Below are 11,936 nucleotides of genomic sequence, written 5' to 3'. Positions count from 1 at the left end.
CTTACTTCAGCATTTTTCTATATGTTGTAGAAGATATATAAATTATATTGAAAGAGCCTATCTTACCTAGCATCTATGCCAAGCCCATATTCGTGTGCATAAAACCTTATAAATTAATCTGGACTGACATATCTAAAGCAGGTGCTATCTAATGCCATCCCACGGATCCCTCACAAAGGCTGGTAAAGTAAGAAGTCAAACACCGAAGATACCGCCAAAACCTAAGAGAAATCTTGTACCCAGAATTAGAAATAGGCGGGAATATTGGATAAGACAGAGAAAGGTTCAAGGGCTCCCGGTACCCACGGTAGTTCCACCATCATCTGTTCCGAGGAAAGCCGCTTCTACTGCCCAAAAATAGAGGTCTTTTAACGTTATTTTGAATCATAGAGGAGTTAAATTATTTTTACTATGATTTATGGCTGGCAAAAAGCATTAAACTCTGCATAGAACAATCTTGTATTGGGTGAGTATCTATAGTAAAAGCGGCTTTGGCTGTACCCACAAACATTAATTATAGAGAAGTTGGTTTAAAGGTGGGTCTCGAGATACACCAACAATTGAATACACATACGAAACTATTTTGTAATTGTCCTGTCAAACTTATCGATGATGAAAAGCTGTCTAAGGCAGCTTCTTTTGCGAGATTTCTGCGGGTTACAAGGAGTGAACTTGGAGAGGTGGATGCAGCTGCAGCATTTGAATTCCAAAGAAGACGCCTCTATAAATATCTCGCCCCATTAGATGCGTCATGTCTTGTTGAACTCGATGAAGAGCCTCCTCATCCGCTAAATAAGGAGGCTCTCACAGTTGCTTTAGCACTTGCAATATCATTTAACTCATTTATTGTTGATGAAGTCCATGTCATGAGAAAAATTGTTATAGACGGCTCCAATACCACAGGGTTTCAGAGAACAGCTATAGTAGCTTTGGGCGGCTATATTAGCGATGAAGAGGGGTCTATCGGTATCCAAAGTATAGCTATTGAAGAGGATGCCGCCAGGAAAATAGCTGAAGAAGCAAATGTTGTAACCTACAGCCTAGATAGGCTAGGAATACCATTAATAGAGATATCAACAGCACCAGACATCAAATCGCCTATGCAAGCAAGACGTGTTGCTGAGAAGATCGGCTTGATGCTAAGATTTACAGGAAAGGCGAGAAGAGGTCTTGGAACCATTAGACAGGATCTGAACCTCTCTATTAGTGGAAGTCCAAAGATAGAAATCAAGGGGGTTCAAAGACTAGAGCTAATTCCGAAGGTTATAGAAGAAGAGGCTAGACGTTTAATAGGCTTAAAAATGATTAGAGATGAGCTCAGAAATAGGGGGGCAACCCAAGCTGAGATAGTGACTCAGAAACCTATTGATGTAACCGATATACTGCTTCGCAGTTCAAGCAAATTAGTGTTAAGTAGTATAAAGAGTGGCGGTAAGGCATATGCGATAAAATTGCCAAAATTTGATGGAATTCTTGGTGTTGAGTTGCAGCATGGAAGAAGATTTGGTACAGAGCTTGCTGATTATGCAAAGCAATGGGCAGGTGTAAAGGGGATTATCCATAGTGATGAGCTTCCAGGCTATGGAATAGATGAGGATATCTTAAAAGAACTTCGATATGCATTGGAACTGGGTTCTATGGATGCATTTGTTGTTGTTCTCGACAAACCCGAAAAGGCTGTGAAAGCTTTGGAAGTTGTTAAGAATAGGTGTGCTGAGGCTATTGAGGGGATACCAAAAGAGACTAGAGCTGCTAATGAAGATGGTACCACAAGGTATATGAGACCGCAGCCGGGTGCTGCTAGAATGTATCCAGAAACAGATATACCGCCAATAAGGATAACATCTGAGTTACTTGAAGAAGCTAAGAGACTCGTACCACCAACAGTTGATGATAAGATAAAGCAGTTTGTTCAGCAATACAATCTCAGTTTCGAGTTAGCTAAACAGCTTGTCTACAGCGATTATCTAACACTATATGAAGAACTTGTCAAAGCATATAGTGCAAATCCAAAAACTTTAGCAACACTTTTTACAACTGTTTATGGAGAACTAAAGAAGAATGGCGTTGATTTAGATGCTGTTGATGACCCCTTCTTCCACAAAATTGCAACAGCCATAATGCGCCTAGGCGATGTTAGTAAGGAGGATTTGATAACCATAGTCACAACACTATATCAAAAGCCTGATACACCCATCGACGAGATTGTAAAGAGCTTGAGCTTGCAGAGGATGAGCTATGATGAACTGAGAAACCTTGTTAGAACAAAGATAAATGAGCTAGCTGATGAGATTAAGAGGAGGGGGGATAAATCCTTCCAGTATCTGATGGGGAAGGTAATGGCAGAGGTTAGGGGTCGTGCTGATGGTAAAACCGTTGCTATGATTGTTAGAGATGAGCTCGAAAAATTCCTCTCTAAATAGCAACACCCCCCATTTAACGAATCGTGATCGGGTTGGAAGAGCAAGTAGATGAAAAGATTTGGAGAAGTAGACGAGAGGAAGCATATAAGAGGTTCTTAGAAGATATTGAAATAGGCTATGTTGATAAGGATGTGAAGGAACTCATTTTATTAGTCTTTAGCAAGAAGAACATATTTACCACAAGTTCGTGCAGCGGTAGAATAACTGTTGTCGACTCTTTATATCCATGGCAAAGAGACGAGGCATTCGTAATATTTAAGAAGCATGAGCCGGTGCAACTCAACGAATTGACTAGTATTGTTGAGCAAAGACATATGTATAGATTATGGCTTATTGTAAGCGGACCCATAATACATTTCAATACAGTTAATTTGACTGCAGCAAGCAAGTTATTGAATATAGCAAGGTCTGCCGGATTTAAACATAGCGGTATCTTATCCGTTAGTAGTGGGGGTATTGTTGTAGAGGTTGTAAGCGGTATATGGGTACCATTTCTCCTTAAAGATAGAGATGGCTTTGTTGTAAGCGATTTGCCACGTGTAGTAAGCATTGCTAATGAAATGCTTATAGAGGGGAAGCAAAGACTTGAAAAGCTATTTAAGTTTTTAAGGGATGCTGATATTTAAAGAGAATATGGTATGGTTTGCTAGTGATGGCTATGAGCATCGGTATCTGGGATAAGATAAAACCCCTAACACCAGGGCAGGAGGAGATGTATAATGCCCTCAACGACAAAGGTTATGAGGTGCTGGGATTTTTTGGACCTACAGGTACAGGCAAGTCTCTATTTAGCTTAGCTTACGGAATACACAGCGTCTTTACAGGCAACTACAAGAGGTTCATTATTATAAAGCCAGTGGTTGACGTGACCACAGGTGAGGAGATAACCGTTGCCAAAGCACCAGAAGCATTCATGGGTATAGTCAAGAGCTATATGCAGGATGTTATTGGAGAAATTGTTGACTGGAGCCAGATAGAGCCATTGATAGGCAGCAAAATTATTATTGCAGACCCTCATTATCTTAGGGGTAGAACATTCGACAGCTCTATCATATTTATAGATGATATCCAGTTAATGAAGTCTGAGACAATTATAGAGGCCATCATTAGGGTAGGACAAAACAGTAGACTAATTGTTGCGGGGGATCCAGTTTTCCAAGCTTTGAGAGAAGTTCAAAGCGATCCAGCTGCATTAATCAGAGAGGTTTTATTGAGTGAAGAAAAATCGCGTGTCGTAGATCTTGGGGTAAAAGACATTGTTAGAGAGGGGGCTAAAAGAGGGCTGAGATTTTTATTGGAGTACAAGTTAAGGTCTAGGACAATGACAGAAGAAGAGAAGAAGGTTTTTGACGTTATTAAAACCAAGGCACCTGACGCAGACATAATAACAGTTGTTGATGTTGCTCAAGATAAGCAAAGGTATGAAATATCCTCAGAACACGTCCCAGATGCTTTGATAATTGCTAAGCAGGGGCATCTTGGAAGAGTTGTTGGAAGAGGTGGTGAAAGGATAAATTCTGCTGAAAAAGAGCTAAATAAGAAGCTGAGGGCAGCGGAACTTAACCTAGACTTTAAGGACTTTGTTAGAGCTCTTCATCCCACAGCATGGATATGGAAACACATAGAAGAGGTGGATTTTGCGGGTCCCAATCTGCAGATAAAGATATATGAGGATGCTGTTGGTGCAGCTGTGGGTCAGAGAGGCTCCTACGTAAGATTCTTAGATGCTGTAATGAGAAGGCTTATAGGTGTTGGGGTCAGAATAATAGCTATTGAAAGACCGAAGACAAAAAGAGAGAAGAAAGGATAGCATAAACTAAAATCAAAAACCTTATTATCCAATACAATATTGTATATCAGAGCAGCACTTTCTTGTGGTCAAATCCATGAAAATCTTAATTGAGAATGCAACCATATTGACAATGAATAGCCAAAAACCTTTCGTACAAAACGGATATCTGTTTATAGACAAAGGGGTCATAGTAACCTATGGCGAGGGTGCCCCGCCAATAGAACTCGAGTTCGCTGATTACGTCATCAATGATAGTTTCGCTGTTGTGTTGCCAGGCTTTGTTGTTGGGATGGGGAATATCCTCCATTACCTATTTCAATTCAACGACAACAGCGACAACCTATCCAATGCAATCTCAACACTTACTAGATTAGAGCTTGAAACGCTTTTAGAGGTTTCATTAGCCTCTCTGGCGTTTCATGGCGCAACATCTGTTGTTACCTTGGTTAGAGAGGCTAATGAAAAGATTGTGCAAGCTCTTGCAGAGGCTTCTTCAAATAGCTGGACTAGAGCTAGATTTGTTTTGCCAGCTTCTCTGATATCTACAGTAGACGATTATGAGTATCTCAAAAAGACCTTGCTAAAGGGTGTTAAGGATCAGGATGCAATGGCTAAGAAAATGATTTCAATGGCTCTTCTACTTGAAAGCGAAGGTGATTTAGCTAAGCTATCGAAGGAGTTCATAGATGTTGTAAATGAGGATAGAACCTATGTTTATGTAGATAGCGAAGTATTTGAAAAAGCCTTGCCCATAGTAAGAGAAATAAATAATGTGATTTTGCTGAATCCGAAGAACAATGTTGCATCACCATGTATCTACACATCAATAGACAGCTGGAGGGCTGGTTGCGGGATAATGAGCTATGAAACCGGGTTTCTCAATCCAAAGAGATCTCTATCAATTCTATACTCAGTGTGCAAAGATGCATATACAACAGTGAGTGCGCTGTCTCATACCAATTCTCTAAACAATAAAATTGGCGCTTCATCCATAAGAGAATCCGAACAAGCAGACATTATAGTGCTGAGTTTTAGAGAGCCTCCCTACGGCCCTTTACCAATATCTAATAAGACGATTGTTCACGCTATAAGCAATGCTTTCTACGCAGTGAAAACCGTTATTGTAGGAGGTGAGATAGTTCTCGACAATGGTCTTCATCTATTTGTCGGAGAAGAGAAGATAAAGAGAGCTGGTACGATAATAAATGAGCTCAGCAAAAAGATGTTGGAGATCTCTAAATAAAACGAATATTACGCGGATTTTGATTCTGCTCAAGCCTTTGATTTGTATAAAGTTTAACATGTTTGAGTATTGTTAAGCAACCCGAGGCACACCTTATTATTTTTCTGAAGTATAAGCACTCTGATTGTGTGGTTAATCTTGGCCTCAATTTCTTCGCCTAGGCTATGCCTCGATAGAGACTGCGTGTCTTTAATGGTAAACTATCTTCTCGATCTATATAGAATCCAGCTGTATGAGTATAATAGGATGATTAAAAACTATGGGGTTTATCTAAAGCCTATGCACATCGTTGTGAAGAAGAGTGCCACTGGTTTGAAGACATACTACTATTTTGGTAGATATTGGTATAGGATAGAGACTGTGAACTCGAGAGTGAAATGGATCTATTTAGGCAGTAGAAAACCGTTTGAGAATATTCCAGATCCTCCCATAAATCCCATACTCTTAATTAGTATTGAAAAAAGCGATGCCAACGCTAAAACAGTTTGTATCCACAACGAAAGTTTTGCTGAGCTCTCTGAACAGATCAGCCGAATAGTCAGTGCCTTTTCTGTGTGTTGCAAGAATTTAGATAGAGCTTCTGAAGAAGAGATAATAGCATGTGTGTCAAAGAGGTTTGAGGAATATAATGAGCATAGCTAAACTTATTTTAATGCTGATAAACGCCAACTCATGTAAAGAGATCTTGAAAAGTCTGTTCTTAGACGATACAAAGATTTTCGTGGATAGTGTTGAAGAAGCTTTAGGGAATGGTCTTCTCAATGGACTTGCGGAAGACAATGAGAATCGCAGTATTTCTGAAAATGTGAAGGAACACCATTTGGCTGCCTCGCTAATAGCCATCTCGCTATATGGTAGTGGTATTCACATTAGCAAGGCTGTTCACAAGGTTCTTGGCACTGTCGCTAACGAGTTGAGTAGCTATAGTGACGATGCACTTATAGACTTTGTCAAGTCACTTGGAATTAACGCAGATTTTAATGATAAGTGCTTCGCCAGTTCTACGTATGTGACCATGAGGAGAGGTAAATATGTTATTACAAAGCTTTGCTATAGATATAGAATCCATTTTGTTGACTATATTAGAATGGCTAGAAACCTTCTAACGGAGGAGAGCTGGAGAATAATATCCTACCCCATTTCAAAAGGTTATGTGTATATTGATAGAAGAGACAGGGTTATACGCCTAATAATAGAGTATTTGAGGGGCTCCCTAACAGCTAAACTACGTCTGCTTTCAGACTCTTGCCAACAAATAAAGAGTTTACTTGACTCAACACAAATTAGTGAAAAAATTAAAGACATAGTAAAAGCAGGTGGATTTGGTGCTGAGGAAAAGACTGTTGATAGCCAATCTAATTTGATGGCATCTTCAACTAGATACCATTTCGAGAATATTAATAGTGTTGAAGATTTGTATAGAATTGCGCAGAAGTTCTTCCCACCATGTGTAAGAGATATTATGGAATATTTGAGCAGAGGAGAGAATTTGTCGCATCATCAACGATTTGCTTTAGCAACATTCTTAATAAACATTGGTGTTCCTCAAGAAATTTTAATCGATCTCTTTAGACGTAGTCCAGACTTCAACGAAAGGATAACAAAGTATCAGATAGAGCATTTAGCTGGTTTGAGAGGTTCGAAAAAGAGGTATCTAACCTATAGTTGCAACACTATGAAAACTTTGGGTATGTGCAGATGGGAATGCGGTATTAGAAACCCTGTTCAGTATCCTTATAGAGCTGCTATGGGTATTGGCAAAAGGGTCGCTACAATCGATAAGGATTTGGTAGCTAAGGAAAGCATGGATTCAAACACACAGCAGTAGGAGGGGTGCAATACAAATGTATCCTGTTTTGTGCTAGATCTTTGCAGCTAGATAGTACTCTGCTTTTCCACCAGAAAACTCTGCTGATATGTAGAGAGGTGCTTCAGAACCAAACTTTACATCAATAATGTTGCTGAGTCTTAGAATATCCTCGATTTTTGCTACATACTCACTATCGTAAGCACCCACAACATTCTCTTTTTTCACATTCAACGATATAACGTTTCCCGAGGCTGTGGTTAGCTTGTATGTGCTTCTCTTTGAGTCGAAGTCCAGCAGGGTCAAAGCATCTTGCGTTGCTGTGATTCCTATTGTGCTTGTAACTGATGCTAGTTCCGATAAAGCTGTTCTAAATGGTGATGATAGTACCGATGCCTCTACATCATACTGGGGTGAGAGCTCGGGTATCTCCTCTTCCACAACCTCAATATTTCTAAACTTGTATCTCCTCATCGAAGTCCCCTCAACCAATATTTCGACGCTCTCCTCATTAGCCCCTATAGTAAGCTTGTCGCCTTTCTTCAACTGCTTCAAAATCTTTGTTAGATTTCCGACTGCCAAACCTATGCTCAACTCTTTTTCAGCTCTAAATTCTTGGAAAGACTCTGCAGGAAGTGTGATGGATATCATGGCCACCCTGCTTGGGTCAAGAGCCTTCACATTTACACCCTTTTCGCTGACTTTGAAGAGAACCTCGTCAACTATTTCCGAAAGCGTTTTCAGGATATTTGTAAAATCTTTTGCGCTAGGATACGAAAAGACTACTGCTGGCTGTATTGTAAAAGACAAGCTCACGCTCTTCACCCAGGTTCTGGATATGTTGCTACCAAAACTTTTAAGTGGTTTTATTCATAGGATTTCAACTAGATGATGAGGGGTCTCCTACTGTATTTGTGATGATGCATATGAATACTGATTTTAATCGGATATGAATAGTTTCGGTCTACAGACACTGTGTATGAATTGACCTTTACATACCATTTTATAAACTTGTACAGCTTCTCCAAAAATTGGTATAAGAAAATGATTTGCCCATATTGCAACTCCCAAGATGTTGCATTTGATTTCGAGAAGGGTTACACAGTTTGCAGAAACTGTGGAACAGTTATAGAATCCATATTCATAGAGCAGTTCATAGGTGTTGCAAGTAGCGATGAATGGGAGTACTCCAAGCCTACTACCAGAGAAGCTCTGAACCTTAAGAGAAGCTCTCAATATGCATCAAAGCTTAGACGACTCAACAAAGAGATTAGATTGTATGAAAAATATCTGAGCAGAGCCCGAAACAATGATATTAGAGTTGATCTACACGCACTAAGAACTGTTTTAGCTGGGGGCAAGGCTAGGGTATACAGACATGTTTCTGACCAAAACCTTGAAAAAATTGTTGAGGGAGATCATTTGCTGAAAAGAATTCTCGAGATAATAGATGAGGATCCCATACTATCGTCTAGAACCTTTAGAAGCAAAGTAGCCATCGCACTCATTCTAAAGAACATTATACTATACGGAGAAGCAGACATCAACAAAATAGCTAAAGAGGCGTCTATAAGTAGAATACACATGCACAGACTCGTTGCAGCGCTAAAGAATAGGATAAAGTATATAAAGCCAAAGCTGCTAGAGCTAAAACAATCAACAAGCTTAAACCGCCTCATTTCAATAGCTTGAAACTCAACGAAACAAAACACTTTTTAGGCACAAAAACAGAATATGTGAGAAATGGGGCCGTGAAATAGCGGGGTAGGGCAGCCTGGCAGCCCGCGGGGCTCATAACCCCGAGGTCGGTGGTTCAAATCCACCCCCCGCTACCAAACGGCCCCACCAAATTCTTAAACAGTTTTTATTCAATGAAATTAAGTGGAACAACTTTGATTAAGTTTTATTAGCTATGAGAAGAGTTTTTTGCTTGGCCCCGCTACCTCACGTCTCTCTTAAAGACCCGTTGATGGGGATGGAGATGTGGAGAGATCGGTTAGGCGGGGTACAAAAACTATTTGGTTTGAATAGCCTTCGACTTCACATAGTTTATGTACTCGTCTAAGCTCATCTCGTCTCTGCGTCTTGGAAGCTCTACTAGCAACACCTTGCCATCTTGTATCCTTTGAACCCTTAGAACATCTTTATCCTTGTATCTATAGACATCTAGCTGTCTTAATCCGAGCTTTTCTAGAGCCTCTTTATACTTTTTATAGCTTGTCATGTCTATTCACCACCTACACGTAACGTTTTTGCATTGAAAGTGGATCATTTTTAGAGGGCCGCGGCCGGGATTTGAACCCGGGACCTCGGGATCTCTGCGCATTTTAGCCCCACAGTCCCGCGCTCTAACCAGGCTGAGCTACCGCGGCCACCCATTACATTGTTGTGTTACTTGTTTTGCGGTTAAAAAACTCTATATCAAAATTCTGCTATGCTGTATTCGAGTGTCTCTGTGTTTAGTATGGCAACTGTTCTTCTATTTGTTAGATAGCCGCAGACCTCCCCAGGGTTCAAAATAAGTGTTTTTCCAATTTGTCTCACATCAACTTTGTGTGTATGTCCATATAACACCACATCGTATTTGCCTGTTAAGGCCATAGCCTCTGCAATAACTTTTGTTTGCTCGGTGTCTCCAAATCCGTGCATCAAGAAGAATCTTTTTCCAGAAACCTCCAGCTGGTGAACCTCTCTTTTTAGCGTTGCCCCAGCTTTTGAGGCAAGCTCTTTAAGTGTAACCACATCTCCATCGTTGTTCCCTAGAACAATCACTATCCTCCCTGGATACTCCAATATTTTCATTAGCGCAAAAGGGGATATAACATCGCCAAGGTGTATTATTGCCTCGACACCACCTTTTCTGAATACCTCAAGAGCCTTTGCAATAGCATTTAGATAGTCATGAGAATCGCTCATAACCCCTATTATCATGGTCTCTACCTGTATAGCATATAAGGTGTGTGATGTTGTAGCTAATAAGGTGAATAAAGCTTATAACTCTACCTCGACTAAGCTAACGATACGAGGAATAACTATGAGCAGCCAACAAATTGATACATCGCATAAGATATTGGCTGAGTCTCTAGGGCAGCTTGTGTTGATCAAGCTTAGAGGTGGCAAGTCTATAAGAGGTAAGCTGAGAAGCTATGACCTGCATCTAAACATTGTACTTGACGATGCTGAGGAGGAGCTTGGCGATGGCAATTGGAGGAGACTTGGAACTGTGCTCATAAGGGGAGAGAACATAGTTGTTATATCGCCTATGTAGAGGTGGTAAACAGTGAAAGGAACGCCTTCAATGGGTAAGAAAAGCAAGAATGTTACACACATAAAGTGTAGAAGATGTGGAAGAGTGGCATACAATGTTTCTAAAGGCTATTGCGCCGCCTGTGGCTTTGGCAGATCTAGCAAAATGAGGAGATATAGCTGGCAAAACAAGAAGTACAACAGAGTTAGGGTTAGGTAGAAAGGTGGAAAACTGTAAAACCTATGCAACTTGCGTTTCCTTTCTTGTGGATCTAAAAATGTTGCAAGCGATTAAATTAAGGGCATCGTTAGATGAATCCTAAATGGCTTGCAGTCCTAAGCCTTTATACCCTTTATCTCAATAAGTTTCGCCTTACCGTAGTCTGATACCATATAGCTACATCCAGCAATGTCTTTGGCTATCTTTAGAACGGTTTCTGTATGTAGTGTTAGCTTGGATGTTGTGTATTTTGTAACACCATTTGCTAGGCAGGCTAGGGAGACTATCATATCCCCCATATGGCTGTCTAGCGCTGCTCTACTTTCAATCTCTTCTAAGAGCTTTGCTGCAGCTTCTCTACCAACATCCTCAGCAGGCTTCCCCTTTTCACCAATTGCATCAGCCCCCAAGAAACTCTCATCAGTTTCTGCATATAGCACAATGCCGCTGCCAGGACCTAGATGAGGATCTTTATCAGGTTCGTAAAACTCTAGCTCAATGTTTATTGGTATGGAGAGACGCGATAGATAGTCCCTAGCTGCTTTAGCCTGTCTTTCAGCAACATGTTTTGGAAGCTTGACGGAATGTGATCTCCCACCAATCCTCTTTATAGACCCTCTCTCGATGAGCTCTAAAGCACTTAGCTTTTTGGATGGGCGAACATATACCTTTATGATTCCACCACCCCTAGGATAGTGACCCCTTCTAATAAGCCTGATTTCCATGTCTAACCCAAGCCTCTTTGCAATCGGTATAAACACATACTTTATGTAGTCTATTGGTGGGCTCCAGGGCACGTCTGTACCCCCTCTAATCTCTATAACGCTCTCCCTGTCGAGGAATGGCAACACAGGTGTAAGTGCTTGTAGAACAAGTGTTACACTACCAGCTGTCCCAACGTCGAATACGTATTCTCCTCCCCTCAAGCCCCTTGGCTCGAAAACAAGCTGTGTAGAGCCTATGTATGCTCCCTCGACCCTAGCGTTAGAGATTTGGGTAAGAGCCTTCACAGCTGTTAAATGCTGGTGCTGCAAACCGGGGTTGCTCCTCCTAGCCCTTATATTAACTATTCTAACTGGCTTACCAAGAGCAGCTGACAATCCTATAGCTGTTCTAAGTATCTGCCCACCACCCTCGCCAAAACTACCATCAACAACAATCAATCTTTTCACCAAAGCAAAACGCTTTTTTCTTCCCACACAAAA

14 protein-coding genes and 2 tRNA genes are annotated in these 11,936 nt (G+C 40.8%); 11 read left to right on the top strand and 5 right to left on the bottom strand.

Going from position 1 to position 11,936, the window contains the following annotated elements; genetic code table 11:
- Window positions 1-151: 151 nt before the first annotated feature.
- From QW284_02260 to QW284_02230, 7 genes are all read left to right on the top strand, one after another.
- Window positions 152-361, top strand: coding sequence for a 30S ribosomal protein S30e (locus QW284_02260; GenBank protein ID MEM0338491.1), 210 nt, complete (start codon window positions 152-154; stop codon window positions 359-361).
- A gap of 130 nt (window positions 362-491) precedes the next feature.
- Complete coding sequence (gatE, locus tag QW284_02255) at window positions 492-2,423, top strand: Glu-tRNA(Gln) amidotransferase subunit GatE (protein MEM0338490.1); 1,932 nt, start codon at window positions 492-494, stop codon at window positions 2,421-2,423.
- A gap of 32 nt (window positions 2,424-2,455) precedes the next feature.
- Window positions 2,456-3,049 (top strand): hypothetical protein, encoded by a 594-nt coding sequence (locus QW284_02250; protein MEM0338489.1) that lies wholly within the window; start codon window positions 2,456-2,458, stop codon window positions 3,047-3,049.
- Between the two features lie 26 nt (window positions 3,050-3,075).
- Window positions 3,076-4,233 (top strand): PhoH family protein, encoded by a 1,158-nt coding sequence (locus QW284_02245; protein MEM0338488.1) that lies wholly within the window; start codon window positions 3,076-3,078, stop codon window positions 4,231-4,233.
- 76 nt (window positions 4,234-4,309) lie between these two features.
- On the top strand, window positions 4,310-5,458 hold the full coding sequence (locus QW284_02240) for a hypothetical protein (protein MEM0338487.1): 1,149 nt from the start codon (window positions 4,310-4,312) through the stop codon (window positions 5,456-5,458).
- A 138-nt stretch (window positions 5,459-5,596) separates the two neighbouring features.
- Entirely contained in the window at window positions 5,597-6,100 is a 504-nt protein-coding gene (locus tag QW284_02235) for a hypothetical protein (protein ID MEM0338486.1), read from the top strand.
- On the top strand, window positions 6,087-7,286 hold the full coding sequence (locus QW284_02230) for a hypothetical protein (GenBank protein MEM0338485.1): 1,200 nt from the start codon (window positions 6,087-6,089) through the stop codon (window positions 7,284-7,286). Before QW284_02235 ends, QW284_02230 begins: the two co-directional genes overlap by 14 nt.
- 33 nt (window positions 7,287-7,319) lie before the next feature.
- On the opposite strand, the gene QW284_02225 is transcribed toward QW284_02230, so the two are convergent.
- Entirely contained in the window at window positions 7,320-8,081 is a 762-nt protein-coding gene (locus QW284_02225; protein ID MEM0338484.1) for a hypothetical protein, read from the bottom strand.
- Between the two features lie 228 nt (window positions 8,082-8,309).
- On the opposite strand from QW284_02225, the gene QW284_02220 reads away from it, so the two are divergent.
- Complete coding sequence (locus QW284_02220; GenBank protein MEM0338483.1) at window positions 8,310-8,957, top strand: TFIIB-type zinc ribbon-containing protein; 648 nt, start codon at window positions 8,310-8,312, stop codon at window positions 8,955-8,957.
- 66 nt (window positions 8,958-9,023) lie between these two features.
- A tRNA-Met gene (locus QW284_02215) sits at window positions 9,024-9,100 on the top strand.
- A 179-nt stretch (window positions 9,101-9,279) separates the two neighbouring features.
- Here the strand turns inward: QW284_02215 and QW284_02210 are convergent.
- From QW284_02210 to QW284_02200, 3 genes are all read right to left on the bottom strand, one after another.
- Window positions 9,280-9,489 (bottom strand): hypothetical protein, encoded by a 210-nt coding sequence (locus QW284_02210; GenBank protein ID MEM0338482.1) that lies wholly within the window; start codon window positions 9,487-9,489, stop codon window positions 9,280-9,282.
- A gap of 56 nt (window positions 9,490-9,545) precedes the next feature.
- Window positions 9,546-9,637, bottom strand: a tRNA-His gene (locus tag QW284_02205).
- A gap of 49 nt (window positions 9,638-9,686) precedes the next feature.
- Entirely contained in the window at window positions 9,687-10,196 is a 510-nt protein-coding gene (locus tag QW284_02200) for a metallophosphoesterase (protein ID MEM0338481.1), read from the bottom strand.
- Between the two features lie 103 nt (window positions 10,197-10,299).
- On the opposite strand from QW284_02200, the gene QW284_02195 reads away from it, so the two are divergent.
- On the top strand, window positions 10,300-10,533 hold the full coding sequence (locus QW284_02195) for an LSm family protein (GenBank protein MEM0338480.1): 234 nt from the start codon (window positions 10,300-10,302) through the stop codon (window positions 10,531-10,533).
- A 12-nt stretch (window positions 10,534-10,545) separates the two neighbouring features.
- Complete coding sequence (locus QW284_02190) at window positions 10,546-10,731, top strand: 50S ribosomal protein L37e (GenBank protein MEM0338479.1); 186 nt, start codon at window positions 10,546-10,548, stop codon at window positions 10,729-10,731.
- Window positions 10,732-10,847: 116 nt separating this feature from the next.
- Here the strand turns inward: QW284_02190 and rtcA are convergent, their stop codons facing one another.
- A complete protein-coding gene (gene rtcA / locus QW284_02185; GenBank protein ID MEM0338478.1) occupies window positions 10,848-11,903 on the bottom strand; it encodes an RNA 3'-terminal phosphate cyclase in 1,056 nt (351 codons plus the stop codon).
- Window positions 11,904-11,936: the final 33 nt, after the last annotated feature.

Origin of the sequence: Ignisphaera sp. (assembly GCA_038735125.1) — an archaeon.
Lineage (GTDB): Archaea > Thermoproteota > Thermoprotei_A > Sulfolobales > Ignisphaeraceae > Ignisphaera.
This window is presented reverse-complemented; position numbering and strand designations above follow the sequence as displayed.